The sequence below is a fragment of the Hymenobacter crusticola genome, from assembly GCF_002154225.1.
Taxonomy (GTDB): Bacteria; Bacteroidota; Bacteroidia; order Cytophagales; family Hymenobacteraceae; genus Hymenobacter; species Hymenobacter crusticola.
In genome coordinates this window covers 23800-44848 of record NZ_MTSE01000021.1, presented here as the reverse complement: position 1 = coordinate 44848, position 21049 = coordinate 23800, and the positions used below count along the sequence as shown (strand labels likewise).

12 protein-coding genes are annotated in these 21049 nt (G+C 57.2%); 8 read left to right on the top strand and 4 right to left on the bottom strand.

Annotation, left to right across the window (positions count from 1 at the left end):
- The first annotated feature begins 255 nt into the window (after window positions 1-255).
- From BXP70_RS23660 to BXP70_RS23630, 7 genes are all read left to right on the top strand, one after another.
- The gene (locus BXP70_RS23660) at window positions 256-3339 is read left to right on the top strand and encodes a SusC/RagA family TonB-linked outer membrane protein (protein ID WP_086596602.1); all 3084 of its coding nucleotides are present in this window, start codon (window positions 256-258) and stop codon (window positions 3337-3339) included.
- Between the two features lie 30 nt (window positions 3340-3369).
- The gene (locus BXP70_RS23655; RefSeq protein ID WP_086596601.1) at window positions 3370-4791 is read left to right on the top strand and encodes a RagB/SusD family nutrient uptake outer membrane protein; all 1422 of its coding nucleotides are present in this window, start codon (window positions 3370-3372) and stop codon (window positions 4789-4791) included.
- Window positions 4791-5996, top strand: a complete 1206-nt coding sequence (locus BXP70_RS23650) for an alginate lyase family protein (RefSeq protein WP_086596600.1) — start codon at window positions 4791-4793, stop codon at window positions 5994-5996. The genes BXP70_RS23655 and BXP70_RS23650 overlap by 1 nt, the downstream gene beginning before the upstream one ends.
- A gap of 205 nt (window positions 5997-6201) precedes the next feature.
- The gene (gene uxuA / locus BXP70_RS23645; RefSeq protein ID WP_218779849.1) at window positions 6202-7377 is read left to right on the top strand and encodes a mannonate dehydratase; all 1176 of its coding nucleotides are present in this window, start codon (window positions 6202-6204) and stop codon (window positions 7375-7377) included.
- Between the two features lie 182 nt (window positions 7378-7559).
- On the top strand, window positions 7560-10022 hold the full coding sequence (locus BXP70_RS23640) for a glycoside hydrolase family 2 TIM barrel-domain containing protein (RefSeq protein WP_086596599.1): 2463 nt from the start codon (window positions 7560-7562) through the stop codon (window positions 10020-10022).
- A gap of 269 nt (window positions 10023-10291) precedes the next feature.
- Window positions 10292-13000 carry a glycoside hydrolase family 2 TIM barrel-domain containing protein gene (locus BXP70_RS23635; protein ID WP_086596598.1) on the top strand — a complete coding sequence of 903 codons (2709 nt, stop codon included), beginning with the start codon at window positions 10292-10294 and terminating at the stop codon, window positions 12998-13000.
- 237 nt (window positions 13001-13237) lie between these two features.
- Window positions 13238-14251, top strand: a complete 1014-nt coding sequence (locus BXP70_RS23630) for a LacI family DNA-binding transcriptional regulator (RefSeq protein ID WP_086596597.1) — start codon at window positions 13238-13240, stop codon at window positions 14249-14251.
- A gap of 220 nt (window positions 14252-14471) precedes the next feature.
- Here BXP70_RS23630 and BXP70_RS23625 read toward each other — a convergent pair whose 3' ends face one another.
- On the bottom strand, window positions 14472-15707 hold the full coding sequence (locus tag BXP70_RS23625; RefSeq protein WP_086596596.1) for a glycoside hydrolase family 88 protein: 1236 nt from the start codon (window positions 15705-15707) through the stop codon (window positions 14472-14474).
- A 242-nt stretch (window positions 15708-15949) separates the two neighbouring features.
- Between BXP70_RS23625 and BXP70_RS23620 the strand changes: the two genes are divergently transcribed.
- On the top strand, window positions 15950-16828 hold the full coding sequence (locus BXP70_RS23620; protein ID WP_086596595.1) for a sialate O-acetylesterase: 879 nt from the start codon (window positions 15950-15952) through the stop codon (window positions 16826-16828).
- Between the two features lie 11 nt (window positions 16829-16839).
- On the opposite strand, the gene BXP70_RS23615 is transcribed toward BXP70_RS23620, so the two are convergent.
- The 3 genes from BXP70_RS23615 to BXP70_RS23605 all read right to left on the bottom strand — a co-directional run bounded on the left by BXP70_RS23615 (window position 16840) and on the right by BXP70_RS23605 (window position 21047).
- The gene (locus tag BXP70_RS23615) at window positions 16840-17841 is read right to left on the bottom strand and encodes an SMP-30/gluconolactonase/LRE family protein (RefSeq protein WP_086596594.1); all 1002 of its coding nucleotides are present in this window, start codon (window positions 17839-17841) and stop codon (window positions 16840-16842) included.
- Between the two features lie 77 nt (window positions 17842-17918).
- On the bottom strand, window positions 17919-19478 hold the full coding sequence (locus tag BXP70_RS23610; RefSeq protein WP_086596593.1) for a carboxylesterase/lipase family protein: 1560 nt from the start codon (window positions 19476-19478) through the stop codon (window positions 17919-17921).
- A 105-nt stretch (window positions 19479-19583) separates the two neighbouring features.
- The gene (locus BXP70_RS23605; RefSeq protein ID WP_086596641.1) at window positions 19584-21047 is read right to left on the bottom strand and encodes a glycoside hydrolase family 30 protein; all 1464 of its coding nucleotides are present in this window, start codon (window positions 21045-21047) and stop codon (window positions 19584-19586) included.
- Window positions 21048-21049 lie beyond the last annotated feature (2 nt).

Here is a 21049-nt window from a genome sequence, read left to right as displayed (position 1 = left end):
CTTGTAGGCAATTTCCTACTGGATAATAAGCCGAGGGACGGTAGAATGACCTAGGTTCCTGCTGATGTGCTGCCGGACGAGCGGAAGCTCATAGGAAATTAGTAGCAAAGCCAAACGATGAATACTAGATAAATGCAACCGCAAATGGTTTTCGCAATCGTTTTCGTAAAAAAATAATCATGATCATACGTAAGCCAATACAAGTTTGCTGTACTTACCGCTCTGAACTCCAAAAACCACCCTAAACCGTATTCTATGCGAAGATTTACACTATTTTTTGTGCTCTTTGCGGTCCTTCTTAGTTATGCCGTGCAGGCCCAAAACCGGCAGATAACAGGCCGCGTGCTCAATGCTGCCGACAGCTCACCGCTACCCGGCGTAACGGTGGTGGTGAAAGGTACCACCAGCGGCAGCACCACCGACAGTGAGGGCAAGTTTGCCCTTACATCACCCGCGAGCGACAATCCAACCCTGGTGCTATCCTACATCGGCTTCGAAACCACCGAAGCGAAAGTGGGCAGCGACGGCAACGTGACAGTGCGCCTGAAGGAGCAAACCACGGCCCTGAACGACGTGGTTGTGGTCGGCTACGGTACCCAGCGCAAGCGCGACGTAACCGGCTCCGTCGCCTCCGTGACAGCCGAGCAAGTGGCCGAAGTGCCTATCACCCGCGCCGACCAGATTTTGCAGGGGCGCGTAAGCGGCGTGCAAGTAACGCAAACCAACTCCGAGCCCGGTGGCGGCACCTCCATCCGGATTCGCGGCACCAACTCCATCAACTCCGGCAACGAGCCGCTGTTTGTAGTAGACGGCTTCCCCGGTGCCGGCGACTTGAACTCCATTAACCCCAGTGATATTGAGAGCATTGAGGTGCTAAAAGATGCTTCCGCGACGGCCATCTACGGCTCGCGCGGGGCCAACGGCGTCGTCATTATCACCACGAAAAAAGGCAAAGCCGGCCGCAACGCCATCAACTTCGAGGCCTACACGGGCGTGAGCAACGTGCGCCACAAGTACGACCTGATGAACGCGCCCCAGTTTGCCAACTACCTCAACGACGTTCAAACGCTGAACAACCTCGAAAACAAAACCAACACGCCGCTGCCCTACACCCAAGACCAAATTGCGGCGCTGGGCAAAGGCACCGATTGGCAGGATGCTATTCTGCAACAGGGACGCCAAAGCAACTACCAGCTAGGTTTCAACGGCGGCACCGAGGAGACGCGCTACAACCTTAGCTTCAACTATTTCGATCAGGAAGGTATCGTGCTGAACACGGGTTTTCAGCGCGGCACGGTGCGCCTAAACCTCGATAAGAAGGTCAGCAACAAGATCAACGTTAGCTTTTCGAGCCAGCTAGCCCGCACCTTCCGCAAGCTTACCACCGTGAACACCAACGGCGGCAGCGCCGGGGGCGTGTTGCTGGATGCGTTGCGTTTTAATCCCATTCAGCCCGTGCGCGATGAGTTTGGTAACTACACCTTCCAAAACCAGCCGCTGCCCGCCGTCGAAATTGCCGGTAACCCGGTGGCGTACGCCGAAAGTGCCAAGGACACACGCACAATTCTGCGCGCGTTGGTCAACGTAGCGGGCGAATACGAGATTACCAAAGGGCTGAAGCTGCGCATTTCGGGCGGCGCCGATTTGTTCGGCAACCAGCGTAATCAGTTTATTCCGTCGACGGTGTACGTGGGCCAGAATACCAACGGCGCCGCCACGAAGGCCTCAAACAACAACTATAGCTGGCTCAACGAAAACACGCTGACGTACGACGGCAAGATCAACGCCAACAATGCCCTGAACGTGGTGGCCGGTCTGACCTTCCAGCAGTTCGTGAATGAAAATTACAGCGCCCAGGCGAATAACTTCTTTACCAATGCGTTGGGTAGCGACAACATCGGTATCGGGGCCAACGTGCTAACGCCAGAATCGGGCAAAAACCAGAACACCCTAGCTTCCTACTTTGGGCGGGTAAACTACCGCTTGTTTGAGCGCTATCTGTTCACGTTCACCATGCGCGCCGACGGCTCGTCGCGGTTTGGCCCGAACAATAAGTGGGGTTACTTCCCGTCGGGAGCCTTTGCTTATCGTCTTATCGATGAGAAGTTTATGCAAAGCGTTCCGACGATTAGCGACCTGAAGCTGCGGGCTAGCTACGGCATCACCGGCAACCAGGAAATCGGCTCGTACCGCTCCTTGGGGCGCTATGGCCTGAATGCTTATACGTCGGGGGCCACCCGCCTCGTGGGCTTAACGCCTTCAAACATCGGGAACCCCGACCTGAGCTGGGAGTCCACTTCCTCCGCCGACTTCGGCATCGACCTAGCTTTGTTTAAAAACCGCATCAGCATCACGGCCGATTATTACTTCAAAAAGACCAAAGACTTACTGCTGGAAGTTTCCATTCCGCAAACCAGCGGCTTCTCGAGTATCCTGCAAAACGCTGGTAGCGTGCAGAATAAAGGCTTCGAGTTTGCCTTGACCACGGTCAACTTCGACGGCGGCAAGTTCTCCTGGAATACCAACCTGAATTTCTCCCTGAACCGCAACAAAGTGCTCAGCCTCAATGGGGAGTACCAGCGCTTTGTGGGGCTGTCGAGCACGAGCATTTTCCCCGGCGCCACGGGGGCCACGAGCGTGCTGCGCGTCGGGGAGCCGATTGGTTCGTTCTACGGCTATCAGTTCCTCGGTATCTGGCAGACGCCGGAGGAAATCACGGCCAGCGGCATCACCAACCTCGTACGGCCCGGCGACCCTAGGTACGCCGACCTGAATGGTGACAAGAAAATTGATGCCAACGACCGCGCCATCATTGGCCGCGCCCAGCCGAAGTTTATCTACGGCGTCACGAACACCTTCAGCTTCGGGCCGGTGGGCTTGAGCATCTTCATCCAAGGCGTGCAGGGCTCCGACATCCTGAACCTGAACCGCTACGAGCTAGAATCGGGCTTCACCACCACCAACAAGCTGAAAACGGTCGTCGACCGCTGGACCGGTCCCGGCACCAGCAATACCATTCCGAAGGCGAACAGCGTGGTGCGCCGCAACACGGGCATCACGAGCGACATCGTGGAAAACGGCAGCTTCGTTCGCCTGAAAACGGCCACGATCAGCTACCAGATACCGGTGCCAAAGGCAATGACCAAAACCGTGAAAACGGCCAGCATCTACGTGACGGGCCAAAACCTAATTACGCTTACCAAATACACCGGCTACGACCCAGAGGTCAACTCGTTCGGTGAATCCACGGCGGCGGGTGCTGGCCTGAGCCTGAACACCGACTACAACGCCTTCCCCAACACGCGCACCTTCATCGGTGGCGTTCGGATTGGCTTCTAACTAACTGGCTAGCTTTCAATACCTATTACTATGAAAAAGAAGATTTTTCTTCTCAGCTTGTGCACCCTAGGTCTCTTCACTTCCTGCGAGAAGTTCTTGGAGGAAAAGCCCTATGATTTCCTGACGGCCAGCAACTTCTACCAAAACGAGAGCGACGCCATTGCGGGCCTGAACGGCGTATTTAGCACCATGCAGGCCCAAACGCTCTACGGCCGCACCGTGTGGCTCGTGACGGAGCTGCCCGGCGACTACATGACGGTGGTGGGCGCCACCACCGGCGACCGAGCCGAGCTTAGTCGCTTCTCCTACACGGCCAACAACGGCGAGATAAGCTTCTGGTGGGTAAACCTTTACCGCATGATTAGTCGAGCCAACGACGTGATTGAGAAGGTGCCGCCGATTAGCATGAACGAGGCCAGCAAAAACAACATTCTCGGCAATGCCCGCTTCCTACGCGCCCTCGGCTACTTCGATCTGGTGCGCTCCTACGGCGACGTGCCGCTGATTTTGTCGCCGGTGAAAGGACCGAACGACGACCTGCGCCCTTCGCGCACGCCCAAGGCGCAGGTGTATGACCAAATCATTGAAGACCTGAAGTTTGCGGAAGCCAACTGCCTCAAGGAAAATCAGATTCCGGCGGCTAATAAAGGCCGGGTGTCGAGCGGGGCGGCGGCGGCTATGCTGGCCAAGGTATACCTGACGCGGGCTAGCTCTACCGACGCTAAGAGCACGGATAACCAGGATGCGCTGGACGCCTGCAACCGCGTGATTAGCTCCAACTTGTATAGCCTCGTGCCAGTGTATGGCGACGTATTTCTGCCAGATCGGGAAAACGGTCCGGAGCACATTTTCTCGGTGCAGTTTGACCTGCCGCCGAATACCGGCAACATCATTGTGCGGCAAAATCTGCCGGCGGCCCTAGGTGGTTTCGCCTCGTTCACGGCCGAAGACTGGTTTGTGCGGTCGTACGCCAACAACGACGTGCGCAAGGCCTGGAACCTAAGCAACCAAGCCGGCACCACCACGCTGCCGCAGTACTACTTCAATAAATTCCGCGACGACAAGCGCATCGGCAACGACTCGCGGGTCAACTGGCTGGTCACGCGCTACGCCGACGTGTTGCTGATGCAGTCGGAGGCCCTGAACAACCTTAATGCGGGCGACGCCACGAAGTATCAGGGCATCAACCGCGTACGGCAGCGGGCGGGCCTAGCCCCCTTGCCCACAACGGCTACTTCCAAAGATGCCTTTGTGGATCTGCTGGTGCAGGAGCGGGCCTGGGAGCTGTGCGACGAAGGCCACCGCCGCTACGACCTGATCCGGTTGAACCGCCTGAAACAAGTCGAGAAAGCCATCTTTAACCGCGACATCAACGACAACTTCCTGCTGTTCCCCATCCCGCAAACGGAGGTGGTATTGAACTCGAACCTGACCCAAAATCCTGGTTTTTGATGCTTCATTCCTGTAAATGTTGGCTAGGTTGCCTCGCGCTGTTCCTCTGGTTCGGCGCGGCGGCAGCTTATCCGGTTCCGGCGCCTCAACGTCAGTTTTTGCTGCTCGATGCTGCGCAAATGGCCTCCTACAAAGCGGCCTACCTCAAAGGCAGCGCGGCGGAAGTGCAGCAAGTGAAGCTGCTCCTGAGCGACGCCGACAAGGCCCTAGGTCGTGGGCCGTACACCGTTACGTCCAAAACTAAGCTGCCGCCCAGCGGCGACAAGCACGACTTCATCTCGCAAGCGCCCTACTTCTGGCCCGATCCGAGCAAACCCGACGGCAAGCCCTACATCAACAAAGACGGCTTGGTGAATCCGGAATCGACGGCGCTGAAAGACCAGGAGGAGCTAGGTAACGTGTGCAAAGACGCCAAAGCTTTGGGGCTAGCTTATTATTTCTCCGGCAATGAGAAATACGCGGCTCATGCGGCCAAGCTGCTGCGCACGTTTTTTCTGGACCCGGCCACCCGCATGAACCCCAACCTGAACTACGGGCAGGGCGTGCCGGGCTCCTCGGAAGGCCGTAGCTACGGCATCATTGCCACCCGCAACCTGGTGGAAATCCCGGACGCTGTGGCTCTGCTGAACGGCAGCAAAAGCGTGGATGAGAAGCTAGTAAGCGGGCTGAAATCGTGGCTTAAAGACTACAACACTTGGCTGCTCACCAGTAAGCTAGGCGTGGAAGAAGGTAACAACAAGAACAACCACGGCACCTTCTACGACGTGCAAGTGGTGGACTTTGCCCTCTTCACCGGCGACAAAGCGCTAGCCAAGAAAACCATCGAAACGCGCACGATTCCGCGCATCTCGCTCCAGCTAGCCCCCAATGGCTCCCAGCCGCTGGAGCTAGAGCGCACCCGCCCCTGGAACTACACCACCATGAACCTGCAAGGCTGGGTACGCTTAGCGGTACTCGCCAAGAAAGTAGACATCGACCTCTGGAACTACACCACGCCTGATGGCCGCAGCCTGCACAAAGCCGTGACCTGGTTCCAGCCTTACCTGCTGCAACAGAAGCAGATGGACCGCCAAGACGTAGCACCCACCAGCAACTACACCATCCTGAACCTGTACAATCGCGCCAGCCGCGAGTACGCCGACCTAGACGTGGAGAAGGTCTTTGCCTTGAACGCGGGTTCCGCGCGGGTGCCCTGGGCGATTTAGCGCTACGTAGCGCGGACTTTGCAGTCCGCGCTGGTGTCAAATTGCACGCAAATCATAGAAGCTAGGCTAGGTCTATTCACAGCGCGAACTACAGAGTCCGCACTACAAAATCAGTACGCATGACCAAGAGTTTTTCCTTGCACAGTCGAGTGCTTGCGCAGATTCTCCATTTTTGGCGGCGTTTAACTTAAAAGAGCAGCAAGAAATGGCGTACACAATGCAGCAAACCATGCGCTGGTTTGGCCCCAATGATCCTGTTAGTCTGGCCGACATTCGGCAAGCCGGCTGCGCTGGCGTCGTGACGGCCTTGCACCACTTGCCCAACGGCGTGGTGTGGCCGGTAGAGGAAATTCAGAAGCGCAAGGCTGAAATCGAGGCAGCTGGCATGGTGTGGAGCGTGGTGGAGAGCGTGCCGGTGCACGAAAACATCAAGACGCAAACGGGTGATTTTGAAACGTATATCCGGAACTACCAACAGTCGCTGCGCAACCTAGCCGCGTGCGGCATCTACATCGTCACTTACAACTTCATGCCGGTGCTCGACTGGACGCGCACCGACCTAGCTTTCACCGTGGCCGATGGCTCCAAGGCCCTGCGCTTCGAGCGCGCCGCATTTGTGGCCTTCGACGTGTTCTTGCTTCAGCGCCACAATGCCGAGCAGGACTACACGCCCCAGGAAATCGAGAAGGCGCGGCAACGCTTCGCCGCCATGAGCGACGAAGAAAAGCAACTAGTGCAGCGCAACATCATTGCCGGCTTGCCGGGCAGCGAGGAAAGCTTCACGCTGGCGCAGTTCCAACAGGCCCTCGACACCTACGAGGGAATTGACGCGGCCAAGCTGCAAGCCAACCTCATCTACTTCCTGCAACAAGTAGTACCCGTGGCCGAGGAAGTAGGCGTGAAGCTGGTTATCCACCCCGACGACCCGCCCTACAGCATCCTAGGGTTGCCACGCGTGGTAAGCACAGCGGCCGATGTGGCGGCGCTGTTTGAAGCGGTGCCTTCGCCGAGCAATGGCTTGTGCTTCTGCACTGGCTCGTTTGGCGTGATTCCGAGCAACGACTTGCCCGCCATGGTGAAGCAGTTTGCCGACCGCATCAACTTCATCCACCTGCGCAGCACTCGCCGCAACGCCGAGGGCGACTTCTACGAGGACAACCACCTAGAAGGCGACGTGGACATGTACAGCGTGGTGCGCGAGCTGCTCACCGCCATGCAAACTCGCCAGCTCAGCATCCCGATGCGCCCCGACCACGGCCACCAGATGCTCGACGATTTGAACAAGAAAACCAACCCCGGCTACTCCGGCATCGGCCGCCTCCGCGGCCTAGCCGAGCTGCGCGGCTTAGAGCTAGGTATTCAGAAGAGCTTTTTTGAGTAAGATAGCTTAGGTAAGAACGTCATGCTGAGCTTGCCGAAGCATCTCGCGTGCAATGCTAACTCCAATTGTCAGGGTTTACCAGCACAATGACCGCACGCGAGATGCTTCGGCAAGCTTAGCATGACGTTCTCTTTTGGCCCAGTATGGCGGTCTTTTTTGATTGACGGCAGAAACACGAAACAGTGAAAAACAGAAAGTTGCTGCTGGTTTGGCTGGCTTTGGTGCTGAGCGTGACGGCGTTTGGGCAGAACAAAATCCGTCTGAACGACAACTGGGAATTTGTGCGACAAGACCTAGGGGGCGTGTGGGAAGCCGTGCGCCCCGTGGTGGCCGGCAACCCCGAAAGCGTGCCGCTGTGGCAAAAAGTAACGTTGCCGCACTGCTTCAACGCCCTCGATGCCGTCGACCCGGACGTGAACTACTACCAGGGGCCCGGCTGGTACCGCACCCAACTCACGGTGCAGAACCCATACGCAGGCGGCCGCACGCTGCTGCACTTTGAAGGTGCCGGCCAGAAAACCGAGGTGTACCTCTACACCACCAAAGTGGGTAGCCACGTGGGCGGCTACGATGAGTGGACCGTCGACATCACCCAGGCCGTTGCCGACTTCCAGAAGACCGACGCTTTTAAAACCCAGTTCAAAGGCAAAATTCCGCTCTCCATTCGCAGCGACAACTCGCGCGACTTGGAGATGATACCGTCCGACTTGTCGGACTTCAACTTGTACGGCGGCATCTACCGCTACCTGAATCTGGAGTACGTGCCGGCCGTGTCGCTAGAGCGGTTGGTAGCGAAGGCTGAAGTTGATAAAGCGGGCAAAGCAGGTGTGCTGACGGTGAAAGCCGTTTTCCCAGAAGGAACGCCAGCCACTAACGCGCAAGTTTCCGTGCGGCTGCTCGATCCTAAAGGCAAGCAAGTCGATAAGTACCAAACGACCGTTTCAGCTAAGGCGGGCGAACAGGATATTCACCAGTTTCGGGTGAAAAGCCCGCAGCTTTGGTCGCCGGATGCACCGCAGCTGTACACGGTGCAAGTGGCGGTGAAGGCGGGCGCTGATACCTATGAGCAAACCGAAAAGCTAGGTTTCCGCCACATCGAATTTGTGGAGCACGGGCCCTTTCTGCTCAACGGCAAGCGCCTCTTGCTGCGCGGCACGCACCGCCACGAAGACCACGCCGGCGTAGCCGCCGCCATGACCGAGCCCATGATTCGGCAGGAGATGCGCATGATGAAAGATATGGGCGTCAACTTCATCCGGCTAGGGCACTACCAACAATCGCGCATCGTGCTCAATCTCTGCGACAGCCTGGGTATAACGGTGTGGGAGGAAATTCCGTGGTGCCGCGGCGGGCTAGGCGGGGAGGTGTACCAGAGCCAGGCCAAGCGTATGCTCACCCACATGATTCAGCAGCACTACAACCACCCGGCCGTCATTATTTGGGGGCTAGGCAACGAGAACGACTGGCCCGGCGACTTCCCCGAGTTCGACAAGGAGAAGATTCGCACCTTCATGAAGGAGCTGAACGCCCTTTCGCACCAGCTCGACGCCTCGCGCTACACCGCCATTCGCCGCTGCGACTTCTGCAAAGACATCCCCGATGTGTACTCGCCCTCCATCTGGGCGGGCTGGTACCGCGGCATTTACACCGAGTACAAAGAGGTGACGGAGAAGGAGTTTAAGGACGTGAAACGCTTCCTACACGTGGAATGGGGCGGCGACAGTCACGCCGGCCGCCACTCCGAAAACCCCGACAACGCCCTCGCTAAAATCAGCCGCGGCCAGGGTGCCGATGAGCGTTCCGGCGACGCGTCGCTGTTCGGCGGCAGTGCCCGCGTGTCGAAAGACGGCGACTGGAGCGAAAGCTACCTCTGCAACCTCGTCGATTGGCACCTGAAAGAGCAGGAAACTATGCCTTGGCTCAGCGGTACGGCGTACTGGCCCTTCAAAGATTTCTCCACGCCCGTGCGCCCCGACAACCCCATTCCCTACATGAACCAAAAGGGCGTAGTGGAGCGCGATTTCACCAAAAAGGAAGCCTACTACGTGTTCCAATCGTACTGGACCACACAGCCGATGGTGCACATCTACGGGCACTCGTGGCCGGTGCGCTGGGGTGAGGCTGGCGAGCAGAAGATGGTAAAAGTTTATTCCAATTGCGCGGAGGCAGAGCTGTTTGTGAACGGCAAAAGCTACGGCGTGAAGAAGCGTAACAGCCAAGATTTTCCGGCTGCTGGTCTGCGCTGGCTCGTGCCCTTCAACAACACCGGCGACAATGTCATCAAAGTAGTTGCCCGCCAAGGCAAAACGGTGGTGCAAGACGAAATCCACCAGCGCTACCAGACCGAGAAGTGGGCCAAGCCTGCGAAGCTGATGGTGGAAAAGCTAGGGGAGCAAAATGGCCTCGCGACGGTGCAAGTGAAGCTGCTCGATGCCAACGGCGTGCAGTGCCTGGATGCGGTCAGCTGGATTAACTTCTCGCTCAGCGGCGACGGGCACTTACTGGACGACCTAGGTACGTCGTCGGGCTCGCGCAAGGTGCAGGCGTACAACGGTCGGGCTATCATTCGGGTCAAGACGAATGGGGGCAAGAGCGTAGTGGGCGTGCAGTCGGAAGGGCTAGCGACGGCGTTGTTGCCTTTGTAATGCATGCAGCTCGCGCTCAGCTGTTGCCCCGCTCGGCCGCTCGGCCGGATTTACAATCCGGTCGTCAGGAGCTGCAGATTTGCAATTCGCCCGTCTGCGCTGGCCGGGGTTGTTCTGGCATAGCTGCCCGCGTTGCGGGCGGGGATTACAAATCCCCGACTCCAAACAGCCGGATTGCAAATCCGGCCGAGCGGCGTCTTTGGGCGCCGACTAATAGGTGTGCAATACCGGATGCGCTGCGGCGCGTCCCTACACTATACAAGTAAACGATGCGCGCAAAGTTTCTGACTCCTCTGTTGCTCACTGCCTTGCTAGTGCTGCCAACACTAGCACAACAACGTGTTAAGCAATCCGTCAACGCCAACTGGCTTTTCCGCAGGGATGACGGCACCGACTACACCAAAACGCCAACTACACCAGCGCAAGGGTGGGAGAAAATATCCTTGCCGCACACCTGGAACGCCACCGACGTGATGGACGACGAGCCCGGTTACTACCGCGGGCTAGGGTGGTACAAAAAGGCGCTCTACGTGCCCGCCAACTGGCAAAAGCGTAGCGTGTACCTCTACTTTGAAGGCGCCAATCAGGAAACCGAAGTGTACGTGAACGGGCAGCTAGCCGGACGGCACACGGGCGGCTACACGGCCTTCAGCTTTCCAGTGAGCAAACTGCTGAAGTTCAGCAACGAAGGCACGGCCGCCAACGAGGTAACGGTGAAGGTGAACAACCGCCATAACCCGGATATTCCGCCGCTTTCCGCCGACTTCACCTTCTACGGCGGCCTCTACCGCGACGTGTACCTGCTCGCCGCCGACCCAGTTCACTTCGACCTAGATAACAACGCTTCGAGCGGCGTCTTCATCACCACACCCAACGTGTCGGCGGAAACGGCAGACGTCGTGGTAAACGGCGCCGTAACCAACGACGCCGCGACAAGCCGTAAGCTAGCCGTGCTCACGCAAGTGCTTGATCGTGAAGGCCACACCGTGGCTCAGCAGCGCACCAAGCTGAGCGTAGGAGCAGGGCAGAAGCTAGCTTTCAAGCAAACCTTCGGCAAGCTGCGCCAACCCCACCTGTGGTCCCCCGACGACCCGTACTTGTACCGCGTTATCTCAAGAATCGAGGAAGGCAACGGGAGCAAGCCGCTCGATGAGGTGACGAACCCCCTAGGTCTGCGCTGGTTTCGCTTCGATGCCGACAAAGGGTTTTTCCTGAACGGTAAGCCGTTGAAGCTGATTGGTACCAACCGCCACCAGGATTTTCCCGGCCTCGGCAACGCGTTGCCCAACGCTTTGCACGAACGCGATGTGCAGTTAATCAAACAAATGGGTGGCAACTTCCTGCGCATCTCGCACTACCCGCAAGACCCCACGGTGCTGCACGCCTGCGACCGGCTCGGCATCCTGACTTCGGTGGAAATCCCGGTGGTGAATGCCATTACCGACTCCGAAGGCTTCTTCAACACCTGCAAAACCATGCAGACGGAGATGATTCGGCAGGGCTTCAACCACCCGAGCGTCGTCATCTGGAACTACATGAACGAGGTGCTGCTGCGCCTGCCGGAAGGCATTAAAAAGGATAACGCCGCCGGCCAAGCGTACTTCAAACGCGTGGCTCAACTCGCCCAGCAGCTAGAGGATCTTACCCATCGCGAAGACCCGAGCCGCTACACCATGCTCGTCAACCACGGCGCCTTCGACCTCTACCGCGACGCCGGCCTGACCAGCATCCCCATGATCGTCGGCTGGAACCTGTACCAGGGCTGGTATTCCGGTGAGTTCGAAGGCTTTGCCCAATACCTCGACCAGCACCACCGCGAGCTGCCCACCAAACCCACGATGGTCACCGAATATGGCGCCGACTCCGACCTGCGCTTGCATTCCTTTCAGCCCCAACGCTTTGACAAAACCCAGGAGTACGCCAATCGCTACCACCAATACTACCTCAAAGCCATTCTGGAGCGCCCATTTGTGGCCGGCAGCACCGTCTGGAACCTAGCCGAATTCAACTCCGAAAGCCGCCAAGAAGCCACGCCGCACATCAACAACAAAAGCCTACTTACCGCCGACCGCCAGCCCAAGGATGCCTACTTTTTCTACCAAGCAAACCTGCTCAAAACGCCGTTCGTGAAGATCGGCTCGCGCGGCTGGACGTTGCGTAGCGGCCCCGCGGCCAGCGCCGATTCGTTGTTTTGCGCGCAGCCGGTGGAGGTGTACACCAACCAGCCGATCGTGCGGCTGCAACTCAATGGCAAGGACCTAGGTAGCCAGCCCGCTACGTTTGGCGTGGCGCGGTTTCGGGTGCCCTTTGTGAATGGCTTGAATCAACTCAGTGCCCAAGTAGAGGGACAGCCAATTGATGATCAGGTTGATATTCAATTTAAGTTGCTGCCGCAAAAGCTAGCTTCAGCGCAGTTGCCGTTCACCGAGCTCAACGTCAGCCTCGGCGACCCGCGTTATTTTACCGACCCCAAGCTTCAGCAAGTGTGGGTGCCCGAGCAGGCGTACACGCCCGGCGGCTGGGGCTACGTGGGCGGTCAGGTGTTCAAGCTGCCCGGCAGTGGCCGCTTGCCCTACGGCTCCGACCGCAACATCCTCGGCACCGACTACGACGCCATTTACGAAACCCAACGTGTTGGCCTCACCCAGTTCCGCCTTGATGTGCCGGATGGCGAGTACGAAGTGACGCTGCACTTTGCCGAACTGGAGGCCGTGCCACAAGGCGAGCAGCTGGTGTATAACCTCGGCAATGGTGCCAACACGGCGGCCGATAAGAAAGCCAGTAGGTCGTTTGACGTGCTGCTGAATGGTCAGCCGGTGCTGTCGGACCTAGTTACTGCGAACTACTTGCAGCCGCTACAAGCCGTTAGTTTCAAATTCCCAGTTTCTGCTCAGCAGGGGCGAGGAATTATCCTTGATTTCAAAGCAAAGACCGGTGAAGCGGTGCTGAACGGCATCCAAGTGAAGCGGTTGTATTAAGGCGTTGTCAATGTTTCGGCTCAGGTGCAACCAATGAATGTAGAACGTCATGCTGAGCTTGCCGAAGCATCTCGCGTGCTGACGTTGCTAGGGGATATTCCAACCAATTAAGATTACCATTGCACGCGAGATGCTTCGACAAGCTCAGCATGACGTTCTTGTCCATTAAGATATTTTTTCAGTTTCATCTGCTCGATAAACAGCTGCTTTTGTAAACCACCTCACCCACCCAAATGCATGAAGTCTGTCAACTTAAAAGAACTCGCGCAAGAGCTGAATTTATCTATTTCGACCGTTTCAAAAGCGTTGCGTGATAATTATGAAATAGGACAAGAAACGAAAGAACGGGTCAAGAAATTAGCGCAGGAATTAAATTATGAACCGAACCCGTACGCAAGCAGCCTGCGGCGGAAAAAGAGTAAAACGATTGGCGTTATTATTCCCGAAGTATCTAATAATTTCTTTTCGCAGGTAATTAATGGGATTGAAGAAGTAGCGCGCGAAAATGATTACCACGTCCTAATTTATTTAACCAACGAAAGCTATAGCCGCGAACAGACAATAAGCCACCACCTAGCCAGCGGCCGCGTCGATGGTATTTTGATGTCGATTGCCAGCGAAACGCAGGATTACGCACACTTAAAAGAGTTGACTAGCAAGAATATACCTATCGTGTTTTTCGACCGGGTGTGCGACGAGCTAGCCACTGCCAAAGTAACCACCAACGATTTTCAGAGCGGCTACATGGCCACCCAACACCTGATAGAAGCTGGGTGTCAATGCATTGCGCACCTGTTGATATCCAGTAATTTGTCTATCGGCCAGAAGCGCATGCAGGGCTACGTCAAGGCGCTGGAAGATTACGGAATAACTTGTGATGCTAGCTTAATCGTGAATGGCGACAAAACCGACGCGGAAAATCGGGAAACGATGAAGCAATTGCTGCGCAGCCGGCCCGAAATAGACGGTATTTTTGCTTCTGTAGAGCGTTTGGCCATGAGCAGCTACGAGGCTTGCAAAGAATTAAACCTTGCTATTCCAGAAAACATTAAAATAATTAGCTTTTCTAACTTATATGTTGCTTCGCTGCTTGATCCAGCCCTAACCACGATTACGCAGCCGGCTTACGCGATTGGAAAAGAAGCGGCCAAAATATTATTTAATTCACTTGATAAGAATAAGCCGATTTCAGCAACGCAAAGCCTAGAGTTAAGCTCTGAGCTGATTAAAAGAAAATCGACGGCTGTTTAAAATTAACCGTGAAAGAACGTCCTGCTTCGCGGGGTCCAGTATTACGCTTTAAGATGATAGTTGAATAGGTGTTTGTAATCTATGGAATGTCATTTCGACCAGCGGGAGAAATCTCGCTAGCAATGGTAGCTTCAATTGTAAGAATTTACTAGCACAACGACCGCACGCGAGATTTCTCCCGCTGGTCGAAATGACGGCCTAGGTGGATAGGTTCTAAGTTTCAAAAAGCTAGGTTGCCTTTCTGCAAATCATTGCGACGCATCAGCGCTTCCATGAAGTAATAGTCGGCGTAGCTGAGCGGCACGTCTACTTCGGAATTGGAGGGCTTGGAGCCGGTGCTGTGCAGCAGCAGGAAGCCTTTGCTGCCGCCAGGCGCGGCCGTGTAGCTCTTGGCTAGGTTGCGCACCATCTTGTCGGCTTTGCTGCGGTAGAGAACGGCCTTGGCGCTGTAGGTGCTCAACTCGTACAGGGCCGAGGCAATCACCGCAGCGGCCGACACGTCGCGGGGCTCGCTGGGGATGTTGGGCGCGTTGAAATCCCAGTAGGGGATAAGGTCTTTGGGTAAGTGGGGGTGATTGAGAATATACTGCGCAACGTGCTCGGCTTGAGCGAGGTAGGCTTTGTTCTTGGTTTCGCGGTAGCACATGGTGTAGCCGTAGAGTGCCCAACCCTGGCCCCGCGCCCACGCCGACTCGTTGGCGTAGCCCTGGTGCGTGGTGCGCTTCACCACGTTGCCGGTGGCCGAGTCGTAGTCGACTACATGGTAGGAACTGTAGTCGGGGCGGAAGTGGTTTTTCATCGTGGTGTTGGCGTGGGCCACGGCTATCTTGTAGAAGCTGGAGTCGCCGGTGAAGCGGGTGGCGGCGAACAGCAACTCTAGGTTCATCATGTTGTCGATGATAACCGGAAACGCCCACTTTTCGCGACTGTGGTCCCAAGAGAGGAGGGTGCCCACCTTGGGGTAAAAGCGGGTGCTGAGCGTGCGCGCCGCCTGCACAATCACGTCGCGGTAGGCAGGGTCTTTCGTGAAGCGGTAGCCGGTGCCGAAGCTGCAATACACCTTGAAGCCCATGTCGTGGGTGGTGCCGTTGGTTTTTTCCTGCTCGATGTTCGCCGTCGCCGACCTAGCTGCCGTTTGCCATTTGTCCTTGTTCGTGAAGCCGTAGAGAAACCACAGCTCGCCGGGGAAGAAGCCGCTGGTCCAGTCGCGGGAGGCGACCAGGGCTAGGTCGCCGTTGGGCTTCAGGCTGCGCGGTGATACCAGCACGGCTTTCGTGCTGGCGGTGGTAGCCGTAGCAGTCTGCTGCTGCGCGGCTTTCGGAATTTCCCGGAGCATCGCTTCGGCCTGCGTTTCTGCTAGCTTCACTACCTTTTTGGTGAGAGCATCCTGCGCAAAACTGCTGGTAGAGGCAAGGCTAAGGGCAAACGCAAGGCGGTAGCTAAAGCTAGGTTTCATAGAGAGTTGAGGTTAAAAGCAAGCGGCCGGCGCCGTGGCGTTGCGCGGAATACTGGCGTGGCAAACTAGGTAAACTTGCTTCAGATAAGACAAGGCAATGACTGTTTATTCGCGAAAACGTTTGCGGAATACGAAAAGCACAGCTTATACTGCTGCTGTAAACCTGCCTGTTCCTCGGAAGCCTTGGTTAGAAATGGCTAGGGTATTCCTGCCTACTATCTCCCTCTTAATCGTTGTTTGCTATGAAGTGTGCTGCTATTCTGCTTGTTACGCTGGCCTTTGTAGTGGGTGGTGGGCTAGGTCTGCGGGCACAAGGGCTGAAGCCGAAGGTGCTAAACCAAGCAAAGCCGCCGATTCGGAAAGAGAAGTTTCAGCTGTATTTGCTGGTGGGTCAGTCGAATATGGCGGGCAGAGGCTACCCCGAGGCCCAAGACACCGTACCCGACCGCCGTGTGTTGCGCCTCAACCAAGCCGGCGCCTGGGAAATAGCCAAGGAGCCTATTCATTTTGATAAGCCCGTGGCGGGCGTCGGGCCGGGCCTAGCTTTTGGCAAAGCAATGGCCGCGCAAGACACAAGCGTTGTTATCGGCTTGATTCCGTGTGCTGTGGGTGGCTCGGGCATTGCGGTTTGGCAGCCGGGGGCCTATTACGAGGCTACCAAAACGAACCCCTACGACGACGCTATTGCCCGGGCAAAACTGGCCATGCAAGCGGGCACGCTGAAAGGCATCATCTGGCACCAAGGTGAAACCGACAGCAACCCGGAAGGCAGCAACGTGTACGCCCAAAAGCTGACTGAGCTCATTGCTAGGTTCCGCCACGATTTGGCGACGCCTAACGTGCCGTTTATCGCGGGGCAACTGCCCGAATTTCAATTTGTAAAGCTAGACAGCGCCGGGCGTCGGCAAGTCAATGAAGCCGCTATCCGCGTGAACAGAAGCGTAGCGCAGCTGAAGAAAAGCGTCCCGAACTACGCCTACGTCACGGCAGAAAGCACCAAAGACCGCGGCGACCAACTGCATTTTGATGCGGCTTCGGCCCGGCTGATGGGTCGCCGTTATGCTGCGGCCATGCTAGGTTTGCTGAAGAAAGCACGCCGCCATGTAACGCGGACTTTGTAGTCCGCGCTACTTTATTCCACACCTTTTACCTTCATCGGCAGCGTAAATACCGACTCGGAAGCGGTGATAAACAGCGTCTTGCGGTCCTTGCCGCCGAAGCACAGATTAGCGGTCCAGGCGGCAGGTATGTCGATGTGGGCTAGCTTTTGGCCTTGGGGCGTGTACACCATCACGCCCTTACCGGTCAGGTAGAGGTTGCCTTGGCTGTCGAGGGTCATGCCATCGGAGCCCTGCGGCACAAAAAGCTGGCGGTTGGTGAGCTTACCGTCGGCGCTGATTTGGTATCTGTACGTTTTATTAGCCTTAATATCAGCGACGTACAGGTACTTGCCGTCGGGCGAGCCGACGATGCCATTGGGTTGCTGCACCTGCTCATCGACCACGATTGGCTCCGTTTTGCCTTTGGCTAGGTAATACACTTTTTGCCCTTCAATATCGGGGCTTTGCCGCGTCCAGTAGGAGCGTTGGTAGTAAGGGTCGGTGAAGTAAATGCCGCCGTTTTTGGGGTTGATCCACAGATCGTTGGGGCCGTTGAGCTTGTGTTGCTGCACGTCGCGGAGCAGCACCGTCACCTTTCCGGCCGGGCTGATGGACCACAGCTCATTTTGCGCGTCGGCGCAGGCGAGCAGGTTGCCTTGCGCGTCGAAGTACAAGCCGTTGGAGCGGCCGGTTTTATCCAGAAACAGCGTCAGCTTGCCGTCGGTGCCGTACTTCCAGATCTTGTCGTTGGGCTGATCGGTGAAGAAGATGTTGCCCTGCTTATCAACGGCGGGGCCTTCGGTGAACTTGAACTGGCTGGAAACGAGCTTGGGTTGGGCGTTGCCGGCTACGATAGTGCCTAGGCGGGCGGCGTTGCTGGTATCGGCCGCAATACCGCTGGCTGACTCTTTCAAACGGTAAGCACAAGGTTGGGCAGGACTAGCCGAATATTCCAGCGCGTGAAGGGAAGGAAATAAGCTGGCCGTCAGCAGAAGCAGTGGCAGCTGTAGAGGAAACTTGGCAGGAATATGCATTCAATGAGTGGGTTAGATAGGTCCGAGAAACGTAAACCTAGGTGGTAGCGCACCAGCAGAACTGTGGCTCGCCTCGCTTACAACACGAGGCCTTGCACCGGGAAGGCTGGGTCTTCATACGGCGCCGGCAGCGGCGCGGCGCGACTCACCGAATCGAAGATCATCACGTTGCGGCTAGCAGCCGTGTAGGCCGGCCAATTAGCTTCCGGCTTACCCGTTTTGATGAAGCTCACCCACTGCTGGTGCATTTCAGTAGCAAGGCGTTGGTTTTGAACATTACTAGCTAGCTCATTCGGCAGCGAGTTCCAGGCGTAGGCTAGCTCCCGGGCGTGCACGGGAGGCTGGGTGGGGCTAGGTTGATAATCGAATCGGTAGAGCCAAACGGGCTGCTTGGCAGCCACCAGCGTTTGGGCGAGGCGGTAGGTGGCAAGGCGGTAGAGGTAATCCGTCAGGGTACTTTGCCAGGCTTGCTCCGCGGGCTGGGCTTGGCTCCGATTGGTGTAGGCTTGCCACACGTAGCCGTTGCTCTTGCCAAAAAGCGCCGTCAGCACCTCCGGGTTGGGGTGCGCCAGCGTCGACCAGCTGTTGATGAAGGCGCCTGCTTCGTCGCGGTTGGTGCCGAGTAGTACCCGCAACGGCGTGCGGTTCGGGCGACTTAAGTACGTGAGCGGGGCCGTCGTGATGACCTTGCCATCGAGCACCGGCCCGAATAGCTGCAAGCCGGTCGGGCCATCCGTTATTTTGGCTTGGGCCTGCATGAGGGTGGCCGTGGGCAGCGTGAGCAGCTGTTTCGCCTGGTTGGGAGCTAGGTGCAATTCCTGCAAGAGCCGGCGCGTGACCGTTGCGGCCGTGGCCGTGTCGCGGACGCACTGCACCGAGCCGCTTTCCAGAATTGCCTGCTGAAATAAGCCCTGCGCGGCGGGTGTCACCAAGATGGCACTCACCAGTTTCGCCCCCGCCGATTCGCCCATCACCGTCACGCGGGCGGGGTCGCCGCCAAACGCACTGATGTTCTGGTGCACCCATTGCAGCGCCGCCACTGCGTCGAGCACGCCGCAGTTGCCGGAGTTCTGGTACGCCGGGCCGAGCGCACTACCTAGGTAGAGAAAGCCCAGGCTGCCAAGCCGGTAGTTGATGCTAACGGTTACGATATCATCGTGTTCGGCAAAGTTGCCGCCTCCAAAATCGGAGCCCGTGCCGCCCGTGAAGGCGCCCCCGTGCACCCACACTACCACGGCCTTCTTGGCTTTGGGCGTGGCGCTGGCCGGGGCCCACACGTTCAGCATTAAGCAGTCTTCCTGGCCTTGCAGCTTGCCGTTCGAAACCTGTGCCGCCCGAGGGCCGGGGGCGGTGGCTGGCCGCACGCCCTGCCACGGCTTCAGCGGCTGCGGGGGACGGAAGCGCTGAGCGCCAATAGGTGCTTCCGCGTAAGCCACACTCCGAAACACCACCATGTTGCCTTCGCGGGCTCCTTGCAGCTGGCCGGCGTGGGTGCGCACCACCGGCGCGGTAGCCGTGGGCGCCGTGGCAACGGCCTGCGCCGCGCAAGGCTGCCGAAAACCTAGGGTTGAGGTGAGTAGGAGCGAGGTAAGCAGCAGAGACGATCTGCTAAGCAGGTTGATTTTTTGTAAACGCATGGTTAAACATAACCTTAATCTCGACTCAAAAACAGAAGAACGTCATGCTGCCGCTGGTCGAAGCATGACGTTCTCATTCCTAGGGCAACTACTCAAGCTCGGTAGTTACCATACGTAGGTGCCTACTGCACCGCCGTAGAGCGCACTAGATACTACTTTGCCTCGGTACTGAATATTAAAGGGTTGCAGCGTGTTACCGGTGTTTAGCACGACCAGTACCTTCTTGCCGCTGGGTGTTTTGAACGCCACGTTCGACAAGTTGGTAGGGAGGCTAGAGCTGATGCGTACGGAGCCAGGCCGCACAAACTTGCTAGCGTGGGCAATGCTATAGTAAGCCACGTTGCGCGTTACGCCCGAACCAACCGTGACGGCCGGTAGGCAGGTGCTGCACCCGCCGTTGGTGTGGGGTCCGTTGGAGGCGTCGGCGGCTAGGTTCCACTCCAGCACGTTGCGGCTCCAGTTGCGCGTGGCCCCGATAAGCAGATTATTCACGTGCCAGCTGAAATCGCCAGCGAAGTTGCTGGGGGCGCCCACCCATTGCTCAGTGAAGTACACGTTTTTGGTTGGATACGCCTCGTGCACCTGCGACAAAGCACTGATGTTGCCGCTATACAAGTGAAACGCCGAGCCATCGACATACTGGCGCGCGCCGGCATCGTTGAGCACTGTGAGCGGGTACTCGGGCTTGTCGCAGTTGTGGTCGTAGGCGATGATTTTGGTATCCAAGCCAGCGGCCAGTAGGGCTGGTCCTACCACCTTTACAAACGCCGCCTGCTCCGTCGCCGACATCGACATGCTCGGGTTGTTGTCGGGGTTCAGCGGCTCGTTTTGGAGCGTAACGGCATCAAGTCGCACGCCTTCCGCCTTCATCGCTTGCAGGTACTTCACGAAATATTTCGCGTAAGCCTGATAGTATTCTGGCTTTAGCGAGCCGCCCTTGGGACTGTTATTGGTCTTCATCCAGGAAGGAGCCGTCCAGGGCGAACCGAGGATTTTGATGGCTGGGTTGACCGCTAAGATTTCCTTTAGAACGGGCAGAAAATAAGCGCGGTCGGGCTCCAGACTAAACTTATCCAAGTTGACATCGGTGCCACTGCCGGGCAGGTCGTCGTAGGTATATACTTGGTCGTTTAGGTCGGAGGCGCCAATGCTAATGCGCAAGTAGCTGATGCCGATAGAAGTGCTATCGGTGGCAAAAAGCTCTTTAAGCAACGCGGCCCGGTCGGTGGTACTCAGCTGCCGCATGACGTACGCGCTGCCGCCCGTGAGCGTGTAGCCAAAGCCGTCTATCGTCTGGTACGTCTGAGTGGTGTCTACCACGATGGTGGGGTCTTGGTTCGTCGAGGCGGCGAAGTTGAGCACTACTTTCTGCTTGGCAAAGAGTTGCGACTTATCTGGGTTAGTCAGCCAAAAGGCCACTTGCGAAGGCCCCACTGCCACCGGGGGCGTAGGCGGGGTGGGCGGTTGCGGGGTGGGGTCTGGTTTATCGTTTTTCTGGCAGCTGCTCGCCAGCAATAGGGTTAGCAGCGAGCCACTTACGGCAAGGCTTTTCAGGGTGGGGAAGGTCATGC